At 70.0% G+C, this 26,180-nt stretch carries 22 protein-coding genes; 8 read left to right on the top strand and 14 right to left on the bottom strand.

Annotated elements, in window-relative coordinates; genetic code table 11:
- Positions 1 to 11: 11 nt before the first annotated feature.
- On the bottom strand, positions 12 to 302 hold the full coding sequence (gene groES, locus A3862_RS28820; RefSeq protein ID WP_010682002.1) for a co-chaperone GroES: 291 nt from the start codon (positions 300 to 302) through the stop codon (positions 12 to 14).
- A gap of 213 nt (positions 303 to 515) precedes the next feature.
- On the opposite strand from groES, the gene A3862_RS28815 reads away from it, so the two are divergent.
- Together A3862_RS28815 and A3862_RS28810 are read left to right on the top strand one after the other, a co-directional pair.
- Positions 516 to 1,502 (top strand): CorA family divalent cation transporter, encoded by a 987-nt coding sequence (locus tag A3862_RS28815; RefSeq protein ID WP_043351732.1) that lies wholly within the window; start codon positions 516 to 518, stop codon positions 1,500 to 1,502.
- Positions 1,503 to 1,708: 206 nt separating this feature from the next.
- Positions 1,709 to 3,169 (top strand): methyl-accepting chemotaxis protein, encoded by a 1,461-nt coding sequence (locus A3862_RS28810; protein ID WP_043755640.1) that lies wholly within the window; start codon positions 1,709 to 1,711, stop codon positions 3,167 to 3,169.
- A 121-nt stretch (positions 3,170 to 3,290) separates the two neighbouring features.
- On the opposite strand, the gene pdeM is transcribed toward A3862_RS28810, so the two are convergent.
- The 3 genes from pdeM to A3862_RS28795 form a co-directional block, all read right to left on the bottom strand.
- Positions 3,291 to 4,004 (bottom strand): ligase-associated DNA damage response endonuclease PdeM, encoded by a 714-nt coding sequence (gene pdeM / locus A3862_RS28805; protein WP_043351737.1) that lies wholly within the window; start codon positions 4,002 to 4,004, stop codon positions 3,291 to 3,293.
- 41 nt (positions 4,005 to 4,045) lie between these two features.
- A complete protein-coding gene (locus A3862_RS28800; RefSeq protein WP_043755642.1) occupies positions 4,046 to 6,643 on the bottom strand; it encodes a ligase-associated DNA damage response DEXH box helicase in 2,598 nt (865 codons plus the stop codon).
- Positions 6,644 to 6,765: 122 nt separating this feature from the next.
- A complete protein-coding gene (locus A3862_RS28795) occupies positions 6,766 to 7,722 on the bottom strand; it encodes an alpha/beta hydrolase (RefSeq protein WP_043383200.1) in 957 nt (318 codons plus the stop codon).
- A 287-nt stretch (positions 7,723 to 8,009) separates the two neighbouring features.
- On the opposite strand from A3862_RS28795, the gene A3862_RS28790 reads away from it, so the two are divergent.
- Both A3862_RS28790 and A3862_RS28785 read left to right on the top strand, forming a co-directional pair.
- On the top strand, positions 8,010 to 8,363 hold the full coding sequence (locus tag A3862_RS28790) for a DUF6460 domain-containing protein (RefSeq protein ID WP_043351744.1): 354 nt from the start codon (positions 8,010 to 8,012) through the stop codon (positions 8,361 to 8,363).
- Between the two features lie 130 nt (positions 8,364 to 8,493).
- A complete protein-coding gene (locus A3862_RS28785; protein WP_193376716.1) occupies positions 8,494 to 9,852 on the top strand; it encodes an MATE family efflux transporter in 1,359 nt (452 codons plus the stop codon).
- A gap of 34 nt (positions 9,853 to 9,886) precedes the next feature.
- On the opposite strand, the gene A3862_RS28780 is transcribed toward A3862_RS28785, so the two are convergent.
- A complete protein-coding gene (locus A3862_RS28780) occupies positions 9,887 to 10,228 on the bottom strand; it encodes a hypothetical protein (RefSeq protein ID WP_043383204.1) in 342 nt (113 codons plus the stop codon).
- A 215-nt stretch (positions 10,229 to 10,443) separates the two neighbouring features.
- Here A3862_RS28780 and A3862_RS28775 point away from each other — a divergent pair, with 215 nt between their 5' ends.
- Positions 10,444 to 11,337 (top strand): HpcH/HpaI aldolase/citrate lyase family protein, encoded by an 894-nt coding sequence (locus tag A3862_RS28775; protein WP_043383208.1) that lies wholly within the window; start codon positions 10,444 to 10,446, stop codon positions 11,335 to 11,337.
- Positions 11,338 to 11,429: 92 nt separating this feature from the next.
- Here the strand turns inward: A3862_RS28775 and A3862_RS28770 are convergent, their stop codons facing one another.
- The 4 genes from A3862_RS28770 to A3862_RS28755 form a co-directional block, all read right to left on the bottom strand.
- Positions 11,430 to 11,705, bottom strand: a complete 276-nt coding sequence (locus A3862_RS28770; protein WP_043351746.1) for a hypothetical protein — start codon at positions 11,703 to 11,705, stop codon at positions 11,430 to 11,432.
- Positions 11,702 to 13,999, bottom strand: a complete 2,298-nt coding sequence (locus A3862_RS28765; protein WP_043755647.1) for an FdhF/YdeP family oxidoreductase — start codon at positions 13,997 to 13,999, stop codon at positions 11,702 to 11,704. Before A3862_RS28765 ends, A3862_RS28770 begins: the two co-directional genes overlap by 4 nt.
- 157 nt (positions 14,000 to 14,156) lie before the next feature.
- A complete protein-coding gene (locus A3862_RS28760) occupies positions 14,157 to 15,233 on the bottom strand; it encodes a quinone-dependent dihydroorotate dehydrogenase (protein WP_043755649.1) in 1,077 nt (358 codons plus the stop codon).
- Positions 15,230 to 15,580 carry a DUF952 domain-containing protein gene (locus tag A3862_RS28755; protein ID WP_043755651.1) on the bottom strand — a complete coding sequence of 117 codons (351 nt, stop codon included), beginning with the start codon at positions 15,578 to 15,580 and terminating at the stop codon, positions 15,230 to 15,232. Before A3862_RS28755 ends, A3862_RS28760 begins: the two co-directional genes overlap by 4 nt.
- 315 nt (positions 15,581 to 15,895) lie before the next feature.
- On the opposite strand from A3862_RS28755, the gene A3862_RS28750 reads away from it, so the two are divergent.
- From A3862_RS28750 to A3862_RS28740, 3 genes are all read left to right on the top strand, one after another.
- Positions 15,896 to 16,528: a S24 family peptidase gene (locus A3862_RS28750; RefSeq protein WP_043355978.1), complete on the top strand. Its 633-nt coding sequence runs from the start codon at positions 15,896 to 15,898 to the stop codon at positions 16,526 to 16,528.
- A gap of 96 nt (positions 16,529 to 16,624) precedes the next feature.
- Positions 16,625 to 17,722, top strand: coding sequence for a two-component system sensor histidine kinase NtrB (locus A3862_RS28745; protein ID WP_043355979.1), 1,098 nt, complete (start codon positions 16,625 to 16,627; stop codon positions 17,720 to 17,722).
- Between the two features lie 220 nt (positions 17,723 to 17,942).
- Positions 17,943 to 18,914 (top strand): TIM44-like domain-containing protein, encoded by a 972-nt coding sequence (locus A3862_RS28740; RefSeq protein WP_043755653.1) that lies wholly within the window; start codon positions 17,943 to 17,945, stop codon positions 18,912 to 18,914.
- A 45-nt stretch (positions 18,915 to 18,959) separates the two neighbouring features.
- On the opposite strand, the gene rsmA is transcribed toward A3862_RS28740, so the two are convergent.
- From rsmA to lptF, 5 genes are all read right to left on the bottom strand, one after another.
- Positions 18,960 to 19,838: a 16S rRNA (adenine(1518)-N(6)/adenine(1519)-N(6))-dimethyltransferase RsmA gene (rsmA, locus tag A3862_RS28735; RefSeq protein ID WP_043755655.1), complete on the bottom strand. Its 879-nt coding sequence runs from the start codon at positions 19,836 to 19,838 to the stop codon at positions 18,960 to 18,962.
- Between the two features lie 10 nt (positions 19,839 to 19,848).
- Positions 19,849 to 20,964, bottom strand: a complete 1,116-nt coding sequence (gene pdxA, locus A3862_RS28730) for a 4-hydroxythreonine-4-phosphate dehydrogenase PdxA (protein WP_043755657.1) — start codon at positions 20,962 to 20,964, stop codon at positions 19,849 to 19,851.
- Positions 20,965 to 21,077: 113 nt separating this feature from the next.
- Positions 21,078 to 23,657: an LPS-assembly protein LptD gene (locus A3862_RS28725; protein WP_051976088.1), complete on the bottom strand. Its 2,580-nt coding sequence runs from the start codon at positions 23,655 to 23,657 to the stop codon at positions 21,078 to 21,080.
- A gap of 77 nt (positions 23,658 to 23,734) precedes the next feature.
- Complete coding sequence (gene lptG, locus A3862_RS28720) at positions 23,735 to 24,823, bottom strand: LPS export ABC transporter permease LptG (RefSeq protein ID WP_043760753.1); 1,089 nt, start codon at positions 24,821 to 24,823, stop codon at positions 23,735 to 23,737.
- A gap of 8 nt (positions 24,824 to 24,831) precedes the next feature.
- Complete coding sequence (gene lptF / locus A3862_RS28715) at positions 24,832 to 25,992, bottom strand: LPS export ABC transporter permease LptF (RefSeq protein ID WP_043755659.1); 1,161 nt, start codon at positions 25,990 to 25,992, stop codon at positions 24,832 to 24,834.
- Positions 25,993 to 26,180: the final 188 nt, after the last annotated feature.

The following is a 26,180-nucleotide window of genomic DNA, read 5'->3' as shown; positions in this document are numbered from 1 at the left end:
AGGTGATCCGATCAGACGGCGACGACGCCCATGATGTCGGATTCCTTCATGATCAGGAGGTCCTGACCGTCGATCTTGACCTCGGTGCCGGACCACTTGCCGAACAGGACGCGGTCGCCGGCCTTGACGTCGAGCGGGTTGACGCGGCCCTGCTCGTCGCGGGCGCCGGGACCGACGGCGACGATCTCGCCTTCCTGCGGCTTCTCCTTGGCGGTGTCCGGGATGATGATGCCGCCCTTGGTCTTCTCCTCGCTCTCGATGCGACGGACGACCACGCGGTCGTGCAGCGGACGGAACTTCATGAGCTGCCCTCTTGCTTCAGGTCTGGAGTTGGCGTTGATGCGGCCGGCGGGACCGCTCGCGAACTCGACTGTTAGCACTCTGTCTCGGCGAGTGCCAAAGACGGCGGCGAGATAGGCTCGCTGCGGTTCCGAGTCAAGGCTGTCGCACCCCCGCGCGACGGTGCGATGACGCGCCGGCGGCCTTCCTTCTCGCCCCATGGATAATGCGCCGTCATGTTGAGCCTGCACGGACCCGAAGGCCCGGTGGCGTTGCAACCCGGCAGCCCGATCGCGCGCCATACGGTATGGCTCGACCTGAACGACCCGAGCCCGGAGGAAGCCAAAGCGGTCGAGGCGGCGACCGGTCTGCGCGTGCCGTCCCGGGCGGCGCTGTCGGAGGTCGAGACGTCGAGTCGCCTGCGCCGGGTGAAGGGCGGCCTGTCGCTCTCGACGCCGATGATCACCTTCGAGCAGAGCGCGTCGCAGGTGAAGCCGCTGGGCTTCCTGCTGACCAAGGACCACTTCGTCACGATCCGCTTTCACGACCTGCGCGCCTTCGACTCCTCCGCGAAGCGCATCGCGGAGGGCGATGGCAGCACGACCCCGAGCGAGATCTTCCTCGTCGTCCTGGAGGAGCTGGTCGACAGCCTCGCGGACGCCCTGGAGGACATGGGATCGGAACTCGACACGCTCTCGACCCGGATCTTCGACTTCGACGTCCGCGGTGCCGAGCGGCGGCGCCTGGAGAGCCCGCCGCCCCGGCGCCGCGACCTCGCCCTGCGCCGGATTCTGCGGGGCATCAGCAACCGCGGAAAGGTCCTGGGGAAGATCCGCGCCAGTCTGCTCGGGCTCGAACGGATCGTGCCGTTCGTCGCCGCAGCCTGCGACGGCATCGGCCTGCCGGAGGACGCGCGCTTCGAGACGATCAAGCGGGACATCGAATCCCTCGACGAGTTCGAGACGCGCCTCGCTGAGAACGTGCAGTTCCTGCTCGACGCGGCCCTCGGCCTCATCACCATCGAGCAGAACAACGTCTTCCGGGTGCTCACCGTCGTCTCGGTGGTCGGCGTCCCGCCAACCTTGATCGCGTCGATCTACGGCATGAACTTCAAGCACATGCCGGAGCTGGACTGGACTCTCGGCTATCCCTACGCGCTCGGCCTGATCCTTTTCAGCGCCATAGCGCCTATAGTATACTTTCGAATGCGCGGTTGGTTCTGATATTCAGACCGTTTTAACAGCACAAAAAGCGTCTCGCCAAGTGTTAGTGGCGCGGAAATCATCTACCCCGACCTCGAAGGCACTCCGTCATCGCGATCAAAAGTCTTCGATTGCCTGCCGCCAAACGGAGACCAGCATAACGCAGCAAGAAAGAGTTCATTAACGCTGCGATGCGATACCCGCGGGCGAGGAATGCGAGTGTCGAAATGTTCAACCGTACGACTTTCAACGAAGCCCAGGCCAAGATCGATGCCCTGGATCGTTCGCTCGCGATCATCGAGTTTTCGATGGACGGAAACGTCGTCCATGCGAACAAGAATTTCTTGAAGCTGATGAAGTATGATCTGCCGGATATTCAGAACCGGCACCACCGTCTCTTCGTGGATAGGGCTTATGCCGAGACCGCGGAGTATACGGAATTCTGGGACAAGCTGAAGGTCGGCCAGTACGTCACCGGCGAGTTCCTCCGCCTGGACAAGGACGGCAACTCGGTCTGGCTGGAGGCGACATACAATCCCGTCCTCGACGCCCGTGGCCGGCCCGTGAAGGTGGTCAAGTTCGCCTCGGACATCTCCGCCAAGAAGAAGGAGATCAACCGGCTCCTGACCATGATCGACAACGTTCCGGTGGCCGTCATGACGGCCGACCTCAAGAACGATTTCAAGATCGACTATATGAACGCCACCTCGCGCCGGACCCTCGGGACGATCGACCAGCATCTGCCGGTGAAAGTCGACGAGATGCTCGGCCGGTCGTTCGACATCTTCCACAAGAATCCGAGCCACCAGCGCACCATGCTGGCGGATGCGAGCCGGCTGCCGCACTCCACCAAGATCAAGGTCGGACCCGAGACCCTGAACCTGCGCGTCACGGCCGTGAACGACGAGAAGGGTCAGTATCTCGGGCCGATGCTGACCTGGGCCGTGGTCACCGCGCAGGTGAACATGGAGACCGATGTCAAGCGGGTGGTCGAGGCGGTGGGCTCGGCCATCCAGGAGATGCAGAACTCGGCCGAAGGGCTGATGCAGTCCGCCGAATCCGCACGGCACAAGGCCTCGTCGGTCGCGGCGAACTCCGAGCAGATGAACGGCGCGATCCAGGAGATTTCCGGTCAGGTCGGGCGCGTCTCGGAGCGCGCGCAGCAGATCGCCGCGCAGGCCGGGACCACGGACGCGACCATGCGCCAGCTCGCCGAGAATGCCCGCAAGGTCGACGCGGTGGTCAGCATGATCAAGTCGATCGCCGACCAGACCAATCTCCTGGCGCTGAATGCGACCATCGAGGCGGCGCGGGCGGGGGCCGCCGGCCGCGGCTTCGCGGTGGTGGCCTCCGAGGTCAAGGCGCTCGCAGAGCAGACCGCCAAGGCGACTGGCGAGATCACACAGCAGGTCTCGGCGATCCAGAGCGCCACCGGCGAGGCGGTGGGAGCGATCGAGATGATTACCGCGGCGGTGGGCGAGTTGTCCAAGCTGACCCTGGCGATGGCGAGCGCCGTCGAGGAGCAGGCGGTCTCCACCCACGAGATGGCGGGCAATATCGGCGGTGTTTCCGAGGCCGCCAATGCTACCGGTCAGCTCGCCCGGGCCGTCCAGGATGTCGCCGAGAGCCTCGCGGGCCACTCGGCAAGCCTGTCGGACAGCGTGACCCGGTTCATGAAGACGGCCTGAGGCCGGATCAGACCGGGCGCCTCGCCGCGGCGCCGTCCTGGCGAACGGAGCGAGGCGATCCCGTCGGCGCGGCGCATCGAAACGACGCGCCGCGCGAATTTGCGCGGGATGACGGGCGCGCTCAGTCCCGGGCGAGCTGCGCCCGGCCGATGGCGAAGACCCGACCGTCGCCGAGGAGGTGGGCGGTGAATCCCTTCGGGAACAAGCCCTCGATGGCCTTGTCGCGCACGTTCAGCCCGCCCGCATAGGCGCCGAAGGCCGGCATTACCAGCCGCGTGCCATCCGTGACGAAGCAGCGGCGGCGGACGGCCCGCCCCCGCATCGCCACCTTCCCGCAGGGATGGAGATGGCCGGCGATCTCGCCGGGAACGGGCTCCGGGCTCGGCTCGTGGCGCAGGACGAGGCCGCCGAGGGTCAGCGCGTCGGCGTAGCGCCCGCCGACGCCTTCGTTCACGGCCGCATCGTGGTTGCCGGCGATCCAGACCCAGTCCCGGCCCTCCTGCAGCGCCGCCACCAGGGCGCGGTCGCCCGGCTCCATGCGCTCGGGCCCGCGGGCATCGTGGAAGGAGTCGCCCAGGGCGACCACGCGGGCGGGCTCGTGACGCGCCACCGCCTCGTGGAGGCAGGCGAGCGTCTCACGGGTGTCGTAGGGCGGCAGGAACTGGCCGGATCGGGCCGCGTAGGACGAGCCCTTCTCCAGGTGGAGGTCGGACACGATCAGCGTCCGGTGCTCCGGCAGCCAGAGGCCGCCGCAGAGATCGAGCACCAGGGTCTCGCCCGCGAGCATCAGGGTGGGGTGCTTGTGAGTCTTCTCGAGTCTCAGGCCGGCCGCCAAGATCGCATCCTCGGTGTCGTCGGGGGAGGGCGGATCGACGGTCAGGACAGAGCCTCTTGGAGAAGCTCCGCCTCGGCCTCGGCCAGGATCTCGTCGGCGCCCTCGCCGTAGACCCGCTCGCGCCCGATCTCGAGCATCACGGATACGGAGAGCGGCGAGACCCGGTCGAGAGACCTGTGGATGATTCGCCCCTGGATGCGCTCTAGCATCATGCCGAGGCGCCTCACGTCGAGGAGTCCGGTTGCCGCATCCTGCCGCGCAGCCCGCAGCAGGAGGTGGTCGGGCTGGTGCTTGCGCAGCACGTCGTAGATCAGATCGGTCGAGATCGTGACCTGCCGGCCGGATTTCTTCTGCCCCGGATGGTGGCGCTCGATCAGCCCGGCGATGACGGCGCATTGCCGGAAGGTGCGCTTCATCATGGCCGATTCGTCGAGCCACGCCTCCAGATCGTCGCCGAGCATGTCGACCGCGAAGAGGTCGCCGATGAAGTCGGGATCGCGGGCGGCGCGTTCGGAAACGTCGCGGGTCGTCCAGATCGCGATGCCGTAATCGTTGGCCGCGAAGCCCAGCGGCCGCAGGCCGTCGCGCTCCAGCCGGCGGGTAAGCAGCATGCCGAGCGTCTGGTGCGCGAGGCGGCCCTCGAATGGGAAGGCGGTCAGATAGTAGCGCTTGCCCCGCGGGAACGTCTCTACGAGCAGATCGCGCTCACCCGGCAGGACCGAGCGGCGGCGCTGCTGGACCAGATACTCGCCGATCTGCTTGGGCAGGCGATCCCACGCGAACGGGTCGGCGATGAGTGCCCGGACCCGGGCGGCGAGGAAGGTCGAGAGCGGGAATTTCGCGCCCGCGTAGGACGGGATCGCCGGGTCGGTGCCGGGCGGTGCGCGGGTCACGAGGCACTCGTCCTCGGCGAGGCCCTCGAAGCGGAGGGTCTCGCCCGCGAACAGGAAGGTGTCGCCGACGGTCAGCGTCTCGGCGAACTCATCCTCGATCTCGCCGAGCACCCGGCCGGATTTCGGCAGGACCGTGCCGGGCTTGCCGCGCAGGGTCCGGCCCAGACGAACCCTGACCCGCGCCGCCTCCACGATGGTGCCGACATTCATCCGGTAGGCCTGCGCGGTGCGGGCGTCGCGCACGCGCCAGAGCCCGTCCGGGCCGCGCAGGATCTTGGCGAAGCGTTCGTAGGCGCGCAGCGCGTAGCCCCCGGTGGCGACGTAATCGACCACCTGCTCGAAAGCTTCCCAGGTGAGCCCGGCATAAGGCACCGCCGAGACGATCTCGTCGTAGAGATCGACCGGGTCGAAGGCGTCGGCGCAGGCCATGCCGAGCACGTGCTGGGCGAGGACGTCGAGGGCGCCCTGGCGGGCATCGGGGGTGTCCTGCGCGGCTTCCTCGACGGCGTCGAGCGCCGCCTGGCACTCCAGCATCTCGAAGCGGTTGCCCGGGACGAGATAGGCCTTCGAGGGCTCGTCCATGCGATGGTTGGCCCGGCCGATCCGCTGCATGATCCGGCTCGCACCCTTCGGCGCACCGACATTGACCACGAGATCGACGTCGCCCCAGTCGATGCCGAGATCGAGGGTCGCGGTGCAGACGATCGCCCGCAGCTGACCCGCCGCCATGGCGGCCTCGACCCGGCGGCGCTGCTGCGCGTCCAGCGAGCCGTGGTGGATCGCGATCGGCAGCGCGTCCTCGTTGAGCCGCCACAGCTCCTGGAAGGTGTACTCCGCCTGGAGCCGGGTGTTCACGAAGACCAGCGTGGTCCGGTGCTCCTTGATGAGCTCGTAGATGGCCGGCATCGAGTGCCACGCGGTGTGGCCGGAGATCGGCAGCGCCCGGCCGAGATCGAGCATGCGCAGATCCGCCTTCGCGCCGCCCGCCACCGTGACGAGATCGGCCATGGGGGGCGCGACCTGCCCCCTCTCCCGAGCGGGAGAGGGCTGGGGTGAGGGACGAGGAGTCTCGGGATCAGGCACGTCGGCGCCGGGCGTCGCGGTCGAGCCAGGTTCTGTGAGTTCTCGTTCTTCACCCTCTCCCGCTCGGGAGAGGGGACCCACGCCCGGTCCCACAACCGTGTCGGCCGTTTCGTCGTGCAAAGTGGGAGGCGCACCCGCAGACGGGGGGAAGGGAAGCGGCCCCTGCGGCACCAGATATTTCCGCAGCTCATCCGGCTCGCGCACCGTCGCGGACAGCCCGATCGCCGCGAGCCCCGGGCTCAGGCGATGCAGACGCGCCAGCGCCAGCGACAGCAGGTCGCCGCGCTTGGACGTCACCAGCGCGTGCAACTCGTCCAGCACCACGCACCGCAATCCGGAGAAAAACTCGGCCGCCTCGCGGTGGGCGATCAGCAGCGCCAGCTGCTCGGGCGTGGTCAGCAGGATGTCGGGCGGACGGCTGATCTGACGGGTGCGCTTGTGCGCAGGGGTATCGCCGGTGCGGGTCTCGACGCGCACCGGCAACCCCATCTCGGCGATCGGCGCGTCGAGGTTTCGGGCGATGTCCACCGCCAGCGCCTTGAGCGGCGAGACGTAGAGGGTGTGGAGCCCCGCCGGCTTCAGCTTCTGCGTCCCGCGCTCAGCGAGGGCGACGAGGCTGGGCAGGAAGCCGGCCAGCGTCTTGCCGGCCCCGGTCGGCGCCACGAGGAGGGCCGACCGGCCGGCGCCGGCGATCCGCAGGAGATCGAGCTGGTGCGGCCTGGGCGCCCAGCCGCGGGCCGCGAACCAGGCCTGGAACCGCTCCGGAAGGACCTCGGACAGGTCGCTCAGGCGAGCGCCATCAGGAAACGGTCGATCAGTTCCAGGGCCCTCTCGCTCATCGGGCTCGGATAGCGGGCGAACACGTGACACCCGCCGGGATAGACCGCGGTGTGGCCGCCATTGCCGGCCGCCGCCCAGCGCGCCGACATGTACAGCGTGTCGTCGAGGAGGGGATCGGCAGTGCCGATGGTGAACAGGGCCGGCGGCAGCCCCTTCAAGTCGGCATAGATCGGCGACACGTCCGGCCGACGCCGGTCGATGCCCTCGCGGACATAGCCGTCGGCGAACTTGGTCAGGTCGCGGGTGTTCACGACGAGCCGCTCCTCGCCCCAGTTCCGGACCGATGGGGTGAGGCCGAGGTCGAAGAAGCCGGCATTCAGGTTGGCGCCCCGGAAGGCCCGCGGCAGGTTGTGCTTGTCGCGCAGCCGCAGCAGCACCATCACGGCGAGGTGCGCGCCCACCGACTCGCCCCCGATCGTCAGGGCGTGAATGCCGAACTCGACCTTGCCGGGGCCGGCCAGCCAGAGGGCCGCGGCCTCGCAATCGTGCAGCGCCGCCGGATAGGGATGCTCCGGGGCGAGCCGGTACTCCACCGAGAGGGCGACGAAGCCGCAGGTGTCGGCGATCCGCTCCAGCCAGGGATCCTGCTCGTCGGCGGAGCCCCAGACCCAGCCGCCGCGATGGATGTGCAGATAGGCGCCGCGCAGCTTCGTACCGGGCTTGGGCCGGACCACGCGGAGCTTGAGAGGACCACCGGGCCCGTCGATCGTCAGCCACTCCGCCCGGGCGCTGTGCGGCATGGCCGGCGCCGCCTTGGTGCCCAGGCGGCGGCGCTCGCGGACTTCGGCGATCGGCAGCGACCAGGGATCGGGCAGGGCGGCATGCGCCGCCACGATCTCGGCGTTGATCCGGATCGTCTCGGGATCGATCGTCGCCGGGTCGAACAGGGCGTGGTCGATCATCGTGCGTATGGTCCCGTCGGCACTCGAGCCTCTCACAACACTCCCATATCCCGGGAGTTCTCCCTTTGGTCGAGGGGGCGCTGCGACAACCCGGCGTCGTGCCCCACCCCGTCCTGCATCTTGGCCCTGCATCTTGGCGTGCGCGTCGCCGCTTGCCATCTGCACGGCGCAGGAGAAACCCGCCAACGCCCGATCCGCGTTCCGGTTTCGACGCGGTGTGGTGCGCCGGCCACGGTTCCGCCCGCTTCGTCGCCGATCCGAAGGCCCTGAGGCTTCACGAGGACGCAATGCTCGTCGATCACGACCGGCGCCGGCAAGGCTATCAGCAGGGCGCGCCGCCGAACGCCCCCTACGGGGCGGAGACCTACCGGTCGCGACCCTCGGCGCTCCGGCGCTTCCTCGGCGGCTCGCCCGCCGGCGTGTTCCTGCGCCTGCTGTTCCTGTCGGTGCTGGTCGGCGCCTTCATGTCGATGCTCGGCCTCACGCCCGGGCGGCTGTTCTGGCACGTCTATGATTCGGCGCGGGCGCTGATCGATGTCGGGCTCGCCTCGCTCCACGATTTCGGCGGCTGGATCCTCGCCGGGGCGATCGTGGTCGTGCCGCTCTGGCTGATCGCGCGCCTCTTCGCCGTCTCGCGCTGACCGAATCCGAGGCCGACCGGCACGGTCAGGCCCGTCATCCCGGCGCCGCGGAGCGGAGCCTGGGAGCCTGACCCGCCGATGCCCTCGTCCGGCTTTGCACGGACGGCGCAGCTTTCCAGCGTGAGGCCTGATGCACGCCGCCAGTTCCGGCCGCCCGACGAACCGCCGCGTCCTGGCTCTGGCGCTGCCGATGACGGTCGCCAACGTCACGACGCCGATGCTCGGCTTCGTCGGGGCGGCGGTGATCGGCCGGCTCGGCGACGCGGCGCTGCTCGGCGCCATCGCCCTCGGCGCGGTGATCTTCGACGCGATCTTCTGGTCGTTCGGGGCGCTTCGCATGGCGACCGCCGGCCTGACCGCGCAGGCGGTCGGCGGACAAGACGAGCCCGAGGTCGATCGCATCCTGGCCCGGGCGCTGGCGGCGGGCGCCCTGATCGGCCTGGTCCTGGTGGTCCTGCAGGAACCGCTCGCCCAGCTCGCCTTCCGGATCAGCGGGGCGAGCGAGGCCGTGATTGCGGGCCTTGCGACCTATTTCCACATCCGCATCCTGTCCGCGCCCTTCGTGCTGGCGAGCTACGGCGTGCTCGGCTCGGTCCTGGGGCGCGGGCGCACCGATCTGGGCCTGCTGCTGCAGGTCGCGATCAACCTGACCAATGTCGCGCTGACGCTCACCCTGGTCCTGGGCTTCGGCCTCGGGCTCGCCGGGGCGGCGCTGGCGACGCTGGGCGCCGAGGCCCTCGGGCTCGGCCTCGGGCTGGTCCTCCTGGCGCGCCTCGGCGCGCGGCCGTTCCGGGTGCCGCTGCGCGATCTCCGCGACGCCACGGCGCTCCGCCGGACGCTCAGCGTCAACGGCGACGTGATCCTGCGGACGCTCGCCCTGATCACCGGCATCGTGCTGTTCTCGGCGCTGGGCGCCCGGCAGGGCGACGTGGTGCTGGCGGCGAACTCGGTCCTGTGGAATCTCTTCCTGATCGGCGGGTTCTTCCTCGACGGCTTCGCCACGGCGGCCGAGACCCTCTGCGGCCAGGCGGTGGGCGCCCGGGACGCGGACGCATTCGATGCGGCCGCCACCCTGTGCCTGCGCTGGTGCCTCGGCTTCGGGCTCGCGGTCAGCCTGCTGTCGCTGGCGGGCGGCGCGGCCTTCATCGATGCCGTGACGACGAACGGGCCGGTGCGCGAGGCGGCGCGCTCCTACCTCGTCCTCGCGGCCCTGGCGCCGCTCGCCGCCGCTGCGCCCTTCGCGTATGACGGGATCTACATCGGCGCGACCTGGACCCGGGCGATGCGCAACCTGATGGCGTGCGCGCTCGCCGCCTATTGCGCGATCCTCGTGCTGGTCGAGAGCCTGGGCCTCGGCAATACCGGGCTGTGGCTCGCCTTCGTGGGCTTCCTGGGCGCCCGGGGCCTCGGACAGGCGATCGCCTTCCCGGGCCTCGCCCGGGAGACGTTCCGGGAGCCTGCGTCCTCCGCCCGCGAACAGGCGGCCTAGGCGGATTCCGCGTCCGTGCGAGGCGAGCGGCCTGCTAGCGCGGATCCTTCCAGGTGGTGGGCTGGGCGGACGGCGCGGCGCGGGCGACGGTGCCCGTGGTGCGCGGCATGACGGCCTCCGCCCGACGCGGGTAGGACCGGCGCGGCGCCGCGGAGCCGTAGCGGCGGCCCCGGCGGACATGGCGGCGCCCGCGCTCCGTCGAGTTCCCCACGAAGCCGCCGACCACGGCGCCCGCGACGGCACCGATCGGCCCGCCGACCAGCGCCCCCGCGACCGCGCCGGAGCCGACGCCGAGGGTGGTCCGGCTCTGGGCCCGGGCCGCCTCGGGTGCCGCCAATGTCCCGAGCAAGGCCAGGGTGACCAAGACTTTGCGCATCGTCGAGTTTCCGGGTTCCAAGAATTGGTTTCGTCCGGCCTTTAAGCGGCGGAACATGACCAAACCGCGGCTTCGATCTGCGCAGAGAGGCCGCGGTATCAAACCGCCCGGGAACTCACCGGCCCCGATCGTCAAGGTGTGGCGCGGCCGGTTTCGTGCTTTAGGGTGCAGTGCAACGACAGGAGGCCGCGCGACGGCCCAGGAGGGAGAAGCCGATGGCCACGACGACCGATCTGCGCCTGCGCCGGAGCGTGCTCTACATGCCCGGCTCGAACCAGCGGGCGCTCGACAAGGCCAAGACCCTGCCGGTGGACAGCATCATTCTCGACCTCGAGGATGCCGTCGGTCCGGAGGAAAAGGAGATCGCCCGGGAGCAGGTCTGCGCCGCCGTGAAGAGCGGCGCTTACGGCAGCCGCGAGCTGATCATCCGGGTCAACGCCCCGCAGACCCCCTGGGGTGAGGCCGATCTCCACGCCGCCATCGAAGCCAAGCCCGACGCGATCCTGATGCCGAAGGTCTCGTCGCCGGCGGTGCTGGAGAGCATCGCCGACCGGCTCGAATCCCTCGACGCCCCGGAGGGCATCGCGATCTGGGCGATGATCGAGACGCCGGCCTCGATCCTCAACATCCAGGAGATCGCACGGGCCAAGCGCGATCCGCGCAACCGCCTGACCTGCCTTGTGCTGGGCACCAACGACCTCGCCAAGGACACCTGGGCCAAGATCGTGCCCGGCCGCGTGCCGATGCTGCCCTGGATGATGATGGCGCTGGCCGCGGCCCGGTCGGAGGGCTTGGCCATCCTCGATGGCGTGTACAACGACATCGCCGATACCGAAGGCTGTCGCGAAGAGTGCCGTCAGGCCCGCGACCTGGGCTTCGACGGCAAGACGCTGATCCACCCGACGCAGCTGGAGCCCGCCAACACGTCCTTCGCCCCCACCGAGGAGGAGGTGCGCCGGGCCAAGCTGGTGATCGAGGCGTTCGAGCGCCCGGAATATGCCAAGCGCGGCGCGATCAAGCTGGAGGGTCGGCTCTACGAGCGGCAGCACCTCGGCGTGAACCGCCGGGCGGTCACCTGGGCCGAGGCGATCAAGGCGAAGGGGTTCTGAACCGTCTTCCAGCCCGCAGCGCCAATCTCTGCCGTGTCGCGCAGGCCTGGGTCATCGCGCGACCCTCGTGATGACGGGTCCGCGTTTGTTCATCACGTGGCGCACCCGGCGGATTCGTAGCGCGTCCGCTGGGTGCGCCCGTCGCGCGCCGTGACCACGACGAGCCCCGCCTCCTCCAGGCCGACCAGCGACCGCAGCACGAGGGCGTGCTCCACCCCGAAGGTGCGGGCGAAGGCGCGGCTGTCGCCCGGCAGGCCGAGATCCAGCGCCGCCAGGAGACCCGCCGACAACGGGTCGAGGCCGGGATGAGCGGCCGAAACCCGGTCGAGGGCGGCGACGAACGCCGCCTCGTCGGGGCCCTGGCTCACGCGGCCACGGGCGCCTGCAGGGTCACCAGCACGGACTTGGAGGTCGGCGTGTCGCTCTTCTCGCCGAAGGTCGACAGGGGCACCAGCACGTTCAGCTCCGGATAGTAGCCGGCCAGCGATCCCCGCGGCATGTCGAAGGGCACGAGGCGGAAATTCTCCGCGCGGCGGGTGATGCCGTCGTCGTGCGTGCCCACGATGTCGACGCGCTCGCCGAGCCGGTCGCGGATCGCCGCGAGGTCGTCCGGATGGGCGAACAGGACGCGGCGCTCGCCGTAGACGCCGCGGTAGCGGTCATCCATCCCGTAGATCGTGGTGTTGTACTGGTCGTGGCTGCGGAACGTCTGCAGCACGAACGTGTCGCGGGCCTTCCGGGCGGCCTGATGTTCGGTTTCGGCCGGCAGCGCATCCGCCGAGAAATTGGCCCGGCCGGTGGCCGTCTCGAACACCCGCTCGGCGGCGAGGTTGCGCAGCATGAAGCCGCGGGGCTTACGCACGCGGGTGTTGTAGCCGGTGAAGCCCGGGATCGTGGCGGCGATCGCCTCGCGGATCCGGTCGTAATCCGCGGCGAAGCCGGCCCAGTCGATGGCGGAGGCGCCGAGAGTCGCCTGCGCCATCCCGGCGATGATGGCGATCTCGGACCGCAGCTCCTTCGAGGCCGGCTTGTTGATGCCGCCCGACCCGTGGACCATGCTCATCGAATCTTCGACGGTCACGATCTGGATCTTGCCCTCTTCGGTCCGGTCGATCTCGGTGCGGCCGAGGCAGGGCAGCAGGTAGCCGACCGCGCCGGGCACCAGATGGGCGTGGTTGAGTTTCGTGGCGATGTGGACGGTGAGCCGGCACGACGCCAGCGCCTGCGCCACCACCGGCGTGTCGGGCGTCGCCCGCAGGAAATTGCCGCCGAGCCCGATGAAGGCCTTGGACGTGCCGTCCCGCATGGCGCGGATCGCCGCGAGTACGTTGTGGCCGTGCCGGCGCGGCATGGCGAGGCCGAAATGCTGCTCCAGGGCGTCCAGAAGGGACGCGGAGGGGCGCTCGTTGATGCCGACCGTGCGGTCGCCCTGCACGTTCGAGTGGCCCCGGACCGGGCACAGGCCCGCGCCGGGGCGGCCGATATGGCCGCGCAGGAACAGGAGGTTGGCGATCTCCCGGATCGTCGCCACCGAGTGCCGATGCTGGGTCACGCCCATCGCCCAGGTGGCGATGACCCGCTGCGCGCCGAGATAGACGTCCGCCATAGCGGCGATCTCGTCCATCGTGAGGCCGGACTGGTCGAGGATCGCGTCCCAGGAAGTCGCCTCAACGGCCGACCGATAGGCGTCGAGACCGGCGGTGTGGTGCTCCAGGAAGGCCTGGTCGAGGAGCGACGGCCGGCCGGCCGCCAGGGCCTCGGCGTCGCGGGCGAACACGATCTTGGCGATGCCCCGGAAGGCCGCCATGTCGCCGCCCGAGCGCGGCTGCAGATAGTGGCTGGCGATGGGGCGGCTCGAGCCGCGGAGCATCTCGACGGTGTTCTGCGGATCGGCGAACCGCTCCAGGCCGCGCTCGCGCACCGGGTTGAGCACCACGACCTGGGCGCCGCGCTCGGCCGCCCGGCGCAGGTCGCCGAGCATCCGCGGATGGTTGGTCCCCGGATTCTGGCCGACGCAGAAGATCGCGTCCGCCTTCTCGAAATCCTCCAGCAGGACCGTGCCCTTGCCGATGCCGATCGCATCGATCAGCGCCACGCCGCTCGCCTCGTGGCACATGTTCGAGCAGTCGGGGAAATTGTTGGTCCCGTAGGCCCGGGCGAAGAGCTGGTACAGGTAGGCGGCCTCGTTGGAGGCGCGGCCCGAGGTGTAGAACTCGGCCTGGTCCGGATGGTCGAGCCCGCGCAGGGTCGCGCCGATCTCCGCGAAGGCCGCGTCCCAGCTCACCGGCAGGTAGCGGTCGCTCGCCGCGTCGTAGCGCATCGGATGCGTCAGGCGGCCCTGGCCCTCGAGGGCGTAGTCGCTCCAGTCCCGCAGCTCGGTCAGCGTGTGCTTGGCGAAGAAGGACGGCTTCGTGCGCTTGTCGGTGGCCTCCCAGGAGACCGCCTTCACGCCGTTCTCGCAGAACTCGAAGGACGAGCCGTGCTCCGGGTCGCCCCAGGCGCAGCCGGGGCAGTCGAACCCGTCGGGCTGGTTGGCCTTCAACAGCGCGCGGGCGCCGGTGAGGGGCGCGCGGCTGCCGAGCAGGTGCTTGCCGCAGCTCTTCAGAGCACCCCAGCCGCCGGCGGCGGATGAGCGCTTGGAAGACCCTTCAGATTGGGCCATGAACCGTCCTGGATTGGCTGACGCGACGTGTCTCGCAGACGCGAGATAAGCGGCTCTCCAGGTCCCTCACAATGGCGTGCGGGCGCAGGCCCCTCATGCATGGGGCACAGGCTAAGCTCCCACTCCGCAAAGCCTTTCTAAACTGGCGCGTCCTCTCTCACGCGGTGCGGGCGAGTTCCGCGGCGTCCCGTCCGACCACCGTGGCGAGGCTGGTGACGCCGGCCCGGTCCATCTGCGCCAGCAGGCCCGCCTTGATGCGCCCGACCAGTCCCGGGCCCTCGTACACGAGCGCGGAGTAGAGCTGCACGAGACTGGCCCCGGCCCGGATCTTGGCCCAGGCGGCCTCCGCCGAATCCACGCCGCCGACACCGATCAGCGGAATCGTGTCTCCGACCCGCAGGCGCGTCTGGGCCAGCATCCGGGTCGCCGGGCCGAAGAGCGGCCGGCCCGACAGCCCGCCGGTCTCCCGGGCGAGCCCCTGCTCGCGGAGGCTCGCCGGACGGGCCACGGTGGTGTTGGACACGACGAGGGCCTGGACGCCGCGCCGTTGCGCCGTTGCGCAGACCGCGTCGAGGGCGTCCAACGCCATGTCGGGGGCGATCTTCAGGAGGATCGCCGCGTCGGCACCCGCCGCGTCGCGGGCCTCGACCGTCCGGGCGAGCAGTTCGTCGAGGAAGGCCTCGCCCTGGAGGTCGCGCAGGCCCGGGGTGTTGGGCGAGGAGACGTTGACGGTGACGAAATCGACCAGCGGCGCGAGGGCGGCAGTGCAGGCCGCGTAGTCGGCGAGGCGGTCGGTGGACTCCTTGTTGGCGCCGATGTTGACGCCGACGATCCCGGAGCGGCCTTTCCGGGCACGCAACCGGCCGGCCACCACCGACACCCCCTCGCTGTTGAGGCCGAAGCGGTTGATCACCGCCCGGTCGGCGGTCAGGCGGAACACCCGCGGCCGCGGGTTGCCGGGCTGCGGTCGCGGCACCACCCCACCCACCTCGACGAAGCCGAAGCCGAGGCTCAGCAACGCGTCGGGAACGCGCGCGCCCTTGTCGAAGCCGGCGGCGAGGCCGACCGGGTTGGGGAAACGGCGCCCGAGCAGGTCGACGGCGAGGCGCGGGTCGTCCGTCGGCGGGCCAGCCGCCGGAAGGAGCGCCAGGGCGCGCAGCGTCAGGTCGTGCGCGCGCTCCGCGTCAAGGCGATGGAGGAGCGGCCGGACGAGCGGGAAGGCGGCGTCGATCATGCCGGCAGGATCCCGGCCGGAAATGCGTGCCGCCCGTCGCCGTCCAGCGGCATTTCGTCCACCGCGACCACGGCCGAGAGCGGCAGCGGACCGTAGAGGTGCGGGAACAGGTCGCCCCCCCGGGAGGGCTCGTAGCGCAGGCCGTCGCCGAGCGCCTCGGCCTCGACCGCAACGAGGAGCAGGTCGTCCTGTCCGGCGAAGTGTCGGGCGGCCGTCTCGGCGACCTGGGCGGCCGTCGAGAAATGGATGAAGCCGTCCTGGCGATCGATCGGCGCCCCCGTGAATTGGCCCGCGGCCTCGGCCTCGCGCCACAGGGCACGCGGACAGATCTTGTAGATGAGCGGCATCGAAGCTCCCCGGAACCGACGCGTCGATAGAGGCGCCGGGCGCCGGCGGCAACACCGATGCGCTCTGCCGATTCGAGGAGCGATTGCAATCTGACGCCCGTAGTTCTACTTTCCTACAACTAGGCTGGACGTCACACAGCCCTGTCCGGACCGGCAGAGCGGATCCGGAAAGTAAATTGTCAAGTATCTCCGCGCGTACCCGGCGGGTTTTGAACGGACCCGGCGGACAAACCGTCTCCGTGCCCCCGAGGCAGCCGGATCCCGGCTGGTGAGACGGGGGTGCCGGCCCGCTGAGGGTGAGCCTCCGAGTCCGCGATGCTGTCGCACGAGCAGATCTGGAACGCCATCGACCGGCTCGCCGAGCGCCACGGCTACTCGGCCTCCGGGCTCGCCCGCCGCGCCGGCCTCGACGCCACGAGCTTCAACCGCTCGAAGCGCGTGGGCGCCGACGGCCGCAAGCGCTGGCCCTCCACGGAATCGGTGTCCAAGGTCCTGGCTGCGACCGGATCGAGCCTCGACGAGTTCCTGCGGCTCATCGAGGCGCGGGAGATTCCCGCCCGCACCATGGTTCCGCTGATCGGCCTGACGCAGGCCGGCGCCGGACGCCTGTTCACCGACGAGGGCATGCCCACCGGCGGCGCGGGCTGGGAGGAGATCGAGTTTCCGGATCTCGGCGAGGAGCGGGCCTTCGCGCTGGAGATCCAGGGCGATTCCATGCTGCCGCTGTTCCGGGACGGCGACGTGCTGATCGTGTCGCCCACGGCCAGCGTCCGCAAGGGCGACCGCGTCGTGGTCCGCCTGCATGGCGGCGAGGTCCTGGCCAAGGAGCTGAAGCGGCGCACGGCCCGGACCGTGGAGCTGGCCTCCCTGAACCCCGAACACGAGGACCGGGTCCTGAATCTCGGCGAGATCGCCTGGATGGCGCGGGTCATGTGGGTGCGCCAGTAGCTGGTGCTCGCGGCGGCCGGCGCTTGGCCGTGACGCCGTTCATCGCTATCGCTGGCCCGTCGCGGACCTTCCGCATCCGCTGAGCGCGAACGCAGCATGGTGCAGCCCGGGACGGATCACAGTGCGGCCAGGGGGGAGCCGCTCGGCGGCGAGGCCCGCTCGCTCCTCGACGCGCTGCCGACGCCCAGCCTCCTGCTTGATCCGCAGGGCCGTGTCCTCCACGCCAACCCGGCCCTGGAGCATCTCGCCGGGTATCCGGCCGAGCGGCTCGCCGCGCAGGGTCTGGACCTCATGCTGGCCCATCGCACGACGGCGCTCGATCCCGCCGGCCCCGCGAGTCAGGAATTCCTGGCCGCACGCGCGGACGGGACCACCTTCTGGGCCCATCTGGACACGGCGCCGCTTCCCGGTACCCGCAACCGCATCGGCCAGATCCTCGACGTCACGGCGCGCCGCGAGGCCGAGGGGGCGCTCGCCCTCTCCCGCCAGCGCGAGGCACTGGGGCTGCTGACCAACAGCGTGGCGCACGAGTTCAACAACTTCCTGCAGATCCTGATCGGCTACATCGACGGGCTGAAACGTCGCCTCGGAGACCGGCAGGAGCCGTTCATCCAGCGGGCGATCGCCCGCTCAGCCGACGCCACCGAGCGGGCGGCGATCCTGACCCGGCACCTGCTGGCCTATTCCCGACGCATCGCGCCCGACGTCCGGGCGGTGGACCTCGACGCGATCGTGGCGGATCTCGCAGGCCGCCTCGAGCCCGATCTGCCGCCGGGCATCCGTCTCACCGTCGCGGCGACGCCGGGCCTGCCCCGGGCGATCAGCAATCCGACCCAGATTGAGTTCGCCTTGCGGCATCTCGTCGCCAATGCCTGCGAGGCCATGCCGTCCGGGGGAACGCTGACTCTGTCGACCTTTCGGATCGATCCCGGCGACCGGTCCTTGCAGCAGCCGGGCCTCGGCAGCGTCGGGATCGCAGTCGGGGATACGGGGCTGGGCATGTCGCCCGAGATGCTCACCCGGGCCCTGGCGCCGTTTCAGACCAGTCACGAGGCGGGGCGCGGCGCGGGCCTCGCGATCGTGCATGGGCTGATGAAGCGCCAGAACGGCACCATCACCCTCGACAGTCGCAGCGGGGAGGGGACCCAGGTGCGCCTCGTCTTTCCGGCGGCTCCTGAGCGCACTCTCCACTGAGCCGCCGGGTCCGACGCGCGGCGCAACGCAACCCCGGGCAGCGGGCGTTCGGCGTGCCCGGCTCGACCGGATCGCCGTTCTCCGCGTCCATGGACGGGGGGCGCTCCCGTGGAAAACGTCATCCCGGCGCCGTCGGGCAGGACTAAAACCCGAGCCGGGCCGTTCCCATATCGTCACTGGCGCTCCGCGCTCTTCGGTTCTCGTCCTCTGAGGCGTGTACATGTTTACTGAGATTTCGCGCCGCCGACGTGTGGCCGCCCTCATGGCGCTGGCCGCTGCGCTGACCGTCGCGGCGCCCGTCGTCGAAGCCCGTCCGGGCGGCGGCGGATCGTTCGGATCCCGTGGCTCGCGCACCTACACGGCCCCCTCGGCCACGCCGACGGCCCCGGGCGGCGGCATGACCATGCAGCGTTCGCAGACCGCGCCGTCCCCCGGCATGGGCAGCCCCGGCATGCAGGCTCCGGCCGCGCCCGGCCGGCGGTTCGGCGGCGGCTTCTTCGCGGGCCTGCTGGGTGCCGGCCTGATCGGCGCACTCCTCGGCGGCGGCTTCTTCGGCGGCCTCGGCGGCCTCGCCTCGATGATCGGCCTCCTGTTCCAGGTCGGGCTCGTCGTGCTCGTGGTGATGCTGGCCCTGCGCTTCTTCCGCCGCCGGAACGAGCCGGCCGGCGCCGGTGCCCCCTATGCCCGCTCGTCGCTCAACGACGAGCCCGGCGCGCGCGGCCCGATGGGCGGTGCTCCGGCCGGCCCCGCCGCCGGCATGTTCGGCGGTGGCCAGCGGCCGCCGCAGACACGCCCGGTCCAGATCGGCCCGGCCGACTATCAGGCGTTCGAGCGGCTGCTCGGCGACGTTCAGGATGCCTATTCCCGCGAGGATCGGGTGACGCTGGGCAACCTGTCGACGCCCGAGATGGTCGGCTACTTCGATGAGGAGCTGCGCAACAACGCGGCCCGCGGCGTGGTGAACACGATCTCGGACGTGAAGCTGCTGCAGGGCGACCTTGCGGAAGCCTGGGGTGAGGATCGCACCGACTACGCCACCGTGGCGATGCGCTACGCCCTCAAGGACGTGATGGTGGAGCGGGCCAGCGGCCGCGTCGTCTCGACGGATACGTCCGAGGCGACGGAGCTCTGGACCTTCCTGCGCCAGCCCGGGCGCGGCTGGGTGCTCTCGGCGATCCAGCAGACCCGCTGATTGCGCCGCGCTCCGGCCTCCGGGCCGGAGCCGCCGTGCAGGCTTTCAAGCCGGCGCCGCCCCCGCGGTGCCGGCTTTTCTGTGCGCGTCCCACCGGTTCGCCAGATCGACGAAGCCTGCCACCGGGATTTCCTCGGCCCGCGCCGTCTCGACAAGCCCGGCCGCGGCCAGCAGGATGCCGGGCTCGGGCGTCAACGCCTTGAGGCTCTGACGCAGCATCTTCCGGCGTTGGCCGAAGGCCGCGCGGGTGACGGCTTCCAGCGCACCGGCGCGGCAGGGCAAAGGCTCCGCCCGCGGCACAAGCCGCACCACGCTCGACGTCACCTTCGGTGGCGGCACGAACGCCGAAGGGCTGACGTCGAACAGGATCTCGGCCTCGGTCCGCCAGCCGCAGAGCACGCCGAGCCGGCCGTAATTGGCCCGCTCCTCGGGACTGGCGACGATGCGCTCGGCGACTTCCCGCTGGAACATCAGCACGGCCTGATCCCACCAGGGCGGCCAGGCTTCACCGTCGAGCCAGCCGGTGAGCAGCGCCGTGCCGACATTGTAGGGCAGGTTGGCGACGATCCGGGCGGGACCATCGCCCACCAGCGGCCGCGGATCGAAGGCGAGGGCGTCGGCGTCGACCACCTCGAGGCGTCCCGGATAATGGGCGGCGATCTCGGCGAGCGCCGGCAGGGCGCGCGGGTCGCGCTCGATCGCCACGACGCGGGCGGCGCCCTCGGCGAGGAGCGCGCGCGTCAGGCCGCCCGGACCGGGGCCGACCTCCACCACGGTCACACCCGCGAGGGGACCCGCTGCCCGGGCGATCCGCCCGGTCAGGTTGAGGTCGTACAGGAAGTTCTGGCCGAGCGCCTTCTTCGGCTCCAGGCCGTGGCGGGCGACGACGTCGCGCAGCGGCGGAAGACCGTCCCCGGCGCTCATGATGGCTCCTTCACAGCTCGTCCTCGGCGTCGAAGTGGTGGGCGCCCGGGGATCGCGGCCGCCCGGCATAGACGCTGAACGGGATGATTTCGGCACCGCCCAACGGACCGCGTCGCACCGCCGCGTTGGCGGCCAGCCGATCAGCGAGGCGCAAAGCCGCCACGAGGCTGTCGGGCCGGGCGATGCCCTGACCGGCGATATCGAAGGCCGTGCCGTGGTCCGGTGAGGTCCGCACGAAGGGCAGGCCGAGGGTGACGTTCACGCCGTCGTCGAACGCGATGGTCTTGATCGGGATCAGGGCCTGGTCGTGCGTGGGCGCGAGGGCGACGTCGTAGGCGGTCCGGGCGCGGGCGTGGAACAGGGTGTCGGCCGGGAGCGGCCCGCGGATGTCGATGCCCTGTGCCCGCAGCCGCGCCACCGCGGGGGCGAGGACGTCGCGGTCTTCATGGCCGATCGTCCCGGCCTCGCCCGCATGCGGGTTGAGGCCCGCGAGGACGAGGCGCGGCTCCGGCAGACCGAACCGGTCGCGCAGGTCCCGGGCGACGATCAAGGCGGTCTCCTCGACGAGGTCCTGGGTGAGCAGGGCCGGCACGTCCTTCAGCGGCACGTGGATCGTCACCGGAACCACCGAGAGCTCCGGGCTCCAGATCATCATCACAGGCCTGGGCGGCGTCTGGCCGGGCGGCACCGAGAGGGCGGCCAGGAACTCGGTGTGGCCCGGATGGGCGAACCCCGTCCGGGTCAGCACGAACTTGGCGATGGGGTTGGTGACCACTGCGCTCGCGCGTCCGGCCTTCACGAACGCCACCGCCGCCGTGATCGACTCGATGGTCGCGCCGGCATTGACGGAATCGGGCACGCCCGGCTCGGCGGCGACGCGGGCGCCGCTCGGCAGCGACACCACCGGGAGGGCGCGCGGGAACACCTCGGCGGCGGTCTCGGGATCGACCTCGGCCACCGGAACGGGGCGGCCGAGGCGGTGGGCGAGGCGCTCGACGAAGTCCGGATCGGCCACGAGGAAGAACGGCGGCAGCGGCTCCGTGCCGCCCCGTCCGAGCCACGCGCTGAGCGCCAGCTCCGGACCGATGCCGGCAGGATCTCCGAGGGTGAGGGCGAGGGGCGGCATGGGCGGTCTATAGCGCCGGCGGGGCGCGGGCGCATCCTCGACGCCACGGGTCCGAGCCGCCGGAGATCGCAGGTCCACGGATCCTGAGGCCCACAGACGCGGAGAGCGGGACTTTACCGCACCGAGGCGATGCCGTCCGCGGTGGTGGCGGTGCCGACGTTCTGGCGCAGATCCGCCTCACCCAGCGTCTTGAGTTCGACCCGCAGCAGGACGGTCTGGTTGCGCTCGCGGACGCCGGTGGCCGTCGCGATCGGGGAATTGATGTAGTTCAGCGAGACGGTGGTGCATTCGTCCTGATAGCCGCCGCCGAAGCTCGCCCCCGAGAGATAGAAGCGCCCCGGATTCTGGTAGATCGGCACGGTTCCGATCGGGTTCGCCAGATAGGAGCTCAGGGCATCCGTATAGGTGTTGCGCACGTCCAGGTAGTGCGTGAGGTCGACGAGCAGCGAGCCCGACACGAACCAGTTCGGCGTGATGTTGTAGGTCGCGGACGCCGTGACGCCTTCGCGATAATGGCTGTAGCCGAGCAGCGGCTGCGCCTCGTAGTAGGAATAGAAAGCCGACAGCGTCAGCGGCGCGAACGGCGCGAATCGTGCCGTCACGCCGGTCTCGAACCGCGCCACGTGGAAGTCGGCCTGGTTGAACCGGGCACGGCTGATGAACGTGATGTTCTGGTTCGGCGAGACCTGGAACCGGCCGACGAAGTCCGATCGCTGCGTCTCGAGCCCGGAATCCAGGCCGGTATTGGCGATGTCGCCGCGACGGAACGAGTTGACGCCCGCGAGCTGGATGGACTCGCCGAACAGCACGTTCGCGTACCAGCCGGACGGGGTCACGACGGAGTACTGGCCGCCGAGATTGGTGCGCACGCCGCCTTCGACCCGGTCGTAGCCCGAGAACTTGTCCCATTCGAACAGCGACGTGTCGTCGAAGACGAGGCTCTGCGCGTCCTCGTTCGGCAGGCGGCCGATCCGGGTCTCCGACGGGCGCGCGATGATCTGGCCGATCGGCTCCAGGGTGTGGACGCCGAGCGCGCCGAAATTGGCGACGAACGGGTAGCGGTAATCGAGGCCAATCGCCGGCATGACCCGGCCGGCGAAGCCGTCGTCGATCTTCGCCACCTGCGGCGCGAGATCGTTCTGGTAGCCGGAGAAGCTCGGATTGGTGAAGAACGCGTCCGTGCGCAGATACGCGAACGGCGTGAACTTCTGGCCCCAGTCGTCGATGAAGCTGCGGCGCCAGGACAGTTCCGCGGAGGCGCGGGTGTTGGTGCCGGCGAGCCCGTCGATCGCGCAGAGGCCGCGCTGGAAGACCGTGCAGGTCTGGTAGAGCGGGAAGCTGACGCCGTTGACGCTCGGCGAGAACAGGTAGCTCGAGGTCCGTGGCAGGCCCTGGTACTGCGTGGTCTCGCGGGTCAGGCTGGTGATGTTCGCCTGGAAGCGCACCTCGCCGCCGATCTCCGAGGGGCCATTGACCCGCTTGTCGTAGTCGATGACCGGGGCGACGATCGGCTGCTGCTTCTGCCAGTCGAAGCTCGACAGGCCCTTGAAGTAGTAGCCCCGCGCCTCGAACCACGAGCGGTCGCCCTGGCCGATCAGGTACGCCGTCGAGGTCGCCTCACGGAAATAGTCCGTGGTGATGTTCTGGTTGCGGATCCGGTAATTGTCGAGGAACCACTTGTCGGTGACGCCGACGAGGTCCCAGCCCGTACGCCAGCGCGGGTTGATGTAGAACCGGCCCTGCGACTCCACCGAGCCGCGGAAATCGCGCTCGCCGGCGCCGAGGGGGCTCGGCAGGAAGGCCGAGGGCGTCGTCTGCGAGATGCCCGACAGGCGGATGTTGTAGAAGCCGTTGTCGATCCGCTGGCGGAACTCGCCCTGCGCGAGCAGGCCCTGCCGGCTGAGCAGCGTCGGCGTCACCGTCAGATCGTAGTTCGGTGCCAGATTGATGAAGTAGGGAAGCGACACGCCGTTGCCGAGGGCGGTCGTCGTGATGAAGCGTGGCGTCAGGAAGCCGGTCTTGCGCTTCACCGTCGGATCCGGCGCCTCGAAATACGGCAGGTAGGCCACCGGGATCCCGGCGATCTCGAGCGTCGAGTCGTCGAAGTAGACCGTGTGGGTCTCGTTGTCGTGGATGATCTTCTTCGCCTTGATCTGCCACAGCGGCGGCGTCTCAGGGTTGTCCTTGCACGGCTCGCAGGCCGTGTAGCTGCCGGACTCGAAGCTCGTCTGCTCGCCGTTCAGGCGCTCGGCCCGGGGCGCAGAGAACCGGGTGCGCACGGTCTCGAACTTGCGCTGGACGGTCTGCTGGCCGCGGAAGGCATCCACGAAGCCGGTCTTGAAGTCGTCGGTGAGCTCCATGCGCGCGCCGGTCACAACGCCGCCATCGGCCTCGGTGAGGCGGACATTGCCCTCGGCGAAGACCCGGCCGGAAGTCCGGTCGTAGCGCACGCGGTCGGCCTGCAGGGTCCGCGGACCGTAATGCAGCTCGGCGTTGCCCCGCGCCGTCACGGTGCCGTGGTCGTTGTCGTAGATCAGCTCGTCGGCCTCGACGAGGAGCTTGTCGCCGGGCTTGCCGGCCGTCACGGCGGGCAGGCCCTGGGCATGGGCGGACAGGCCCCCCGCCAGCGGCGCGGCGAGCGCCAGCACAGCTCGGAAACCAGCCTTCCGCAGGATGTCGGCGACCTTACGCAACGCGCGTCCCAACCCCTGTGACGTCTGCCGCCACCAACCTCAACACCCGTCTCCCGTCCCGCGAAGGCTCGCGGAAGTCAGCCGTCTTCCTGGTACAGAAGCGTGAGCGTACCGAGAAGACTGCCTACCACGGCCGGGAACCAGGCCGCCACCGGTGCGGCGACGAGTCCGGACGCCCCGAGCCCCTCCATGACCTGTCGGACCACGTAGAGAGCGAAGCCGGCCGCGACGCCACCGAGCACGAGTTTTCCGACACCACCAAAGCGGAAGAACCGTAAGGAAACGGTTGCGGCGACGATGACCATGGCCACGAACAGCACCGGCCTTGCCCACAGGACATCGTACTGGAGCCGGTATCGGGTGGCGTCCAAACCGGCCCGCTCGGTCCGCGCGATCGTTGTGGGAAGTTGCCAGAAAGGCACAGATTCGGGGGGCGTGAACCCCTGACGCACCTGTGCGGGGTCGAGGTTCGAGGCGATCAGGTAGGTGTCGAACGACTCAGGGGGCGTGTCCGGTGTGAGAACGCGCACATCGGAGAGTTCCCAGTAGCCGTCGTGCAGCGTGGCGCGGGCCGCGACGAGCTGCTCGGCGAACTTGCCGGCCGCGTCGAAGGTGAAGACCGACACGCCGGCGAGGGTGGTCGTGCCCTCGATGGCGGTCTCGGCGCGGAGGATCGCCTCGCCGTCGAGGCCCTTCTGGCGGATCCAGAGGTCCTTGCCCGAACTCGCCTTGGTGGATTTGGCGAAGATCTTCGCCTCGATCTCGGTGGAGCGCTGTTTCAGCAGCGCCGAGACCGGGTTGTAGACGCCGACGGCCAGCGCACCGAGGGTGAGGGCCACGAAGAAGCCGGGCTGCAGGAACTGCCACGCCGAGATCCCGGCTGCCCGCGCGACCACCAGTTCCAGCTTGCGCGAGAGCTGGAGCAGGGCCGCCATGGAGCCGAACAGGATCGCGAAAGGCAGGACGCCCTCGGCCACCGCGGGGGTGCGATAGAGCGAGAGCTGCGCCATCAGCCCCGCGGAGGCGCCCTGGGCCTCGCCAGCGCGGCGGAGGAGCTCGACGAAGTCCAGGGTGTAGACCAGGGCGAACACGGTGACGAACACGCCGAGCACCGTGCGGAGGAACCGGGCGGCGAAATACCGCCCGAGGGTGGGGCCGATCAGCATCATCGGGTTCAGGCCGCCGGCGCCAGGCGCGGGCCGCGGAACAGGCCGCGCACGAAGCGGGCCAGGACGGCGTTGAATGCGCGCACCCGCGGTCCGAAGAAGATCAGGAGGCTCGACAGGACGATCGCCAGAAGCGGCACGCCGTAGACCGCCCCCACGGCCGCCGGGCTGCGCGCGGCGGCGCTGACCGCCGCGAAGCCACCGATGCGCAGGGCCACCACGGCGAGGATCGCCCCGGCGACCGCGACGCCGCGCCCCTGCCGTGTCGTGCGTGGGTCGCCCAGCGCTGCGAAGGCGATGAAGACCAGGGCCAGCGGGTAGAGACATGCGGAAAGCCGGTCGTGCAGCTCCGCCCGGAACCGGCCCTTCTGCAGCTTGTAGTAGCCTTCGGTCGTGTCGGGGAACAGGAGCTGCGCCGTCGATCGCTCCCGGGGCTTGTAGATCGTGTCGGAATCCGGGGGCGCGAAGGCGGCGAGGTCGATCGTGTAGCGCTCGAAGGTCAGGATCGACGAATCGCGGGAATCCTTCTGCTGCTGATGGACGCTGCCGTTCTCCAGGATCAGATAGCTCTGTCCCTCGACGTCGGCCGCGTTGCCGCGCTCGGCGAGGTAGACCTTCGTCTTCCCGGCTTCACGCCGGTCCTGGATGAACAGCCCCTTCAGGGTGCCCCCCGGGCCGCGCTCGCGGAAGTGGAAGGTGATGCCGTTGTCGAGCTGGGTGAACTGCCCCTCCTTGACGACGTTCGCGATGAAGTCGCCGCGGACCCGGGTGATCACGTCGCGCAGCTCCTGGAAGCTCGCGGGCATCACCACCACCACCAGGAATCCCACCAGGAAGCTGACGAACAGCGCCAGTGTCAGGAAGGGGCGCAGGAGCGAGCGGGGCGGCATCCCGGCCGCCGACATGACGATCAGCTCGGAATCGCCGTTCAACTTGTTGAGGGCGTAGATCGTGCCGATGAACAGGGCGACGGGGGCGATCACCACCACGAGGGTCGGCAGGGACAGGCCCGTGACGAAGAGGAAGACCAGCAATGTCTGGCCCTTGGCGGTCACGAGGTCGAGCTCGCGCAGGGCCTGCGTCAGCCAGATCGTGCCCGTCAGCCCGATCAGGCAGGCGAGGGTGGCGCCCAGGGCGATCCGAAAGATGTAGCGCTCGATCTGCCTCATCGGCCCGGCAGTCCCGCTTCAGCATCGTCCCGAAAGGTGGTGCCGGCTTTCGGGCAAAGACGATGCGAATCCAAAGCTCGAGCCCGCCGTGCCGGATCCTTCAAATCCGGCATGATGGTCCCATCCTCTTGCGCCCTCGGAGCGGCAGGGACCCGACAAAAGGGGCGATTCCAGGGCTGTCACGCCGC

Origin of the sequence: Methylobacterium sp. XJLW, assembly GCF_003254375.1 — a bacterium.
GTDB lineage: Bacteria > Pseudomonadota > Alphaproteobacteria > Rhizobiales > Beijerinckiaceae > Methylobacterium > Methylobacterium fujisawaense.
Note: the sequence above shows the minus strand (reverse complement) of the source record. Positions and strands in the feature narration are given on the sequence as shown.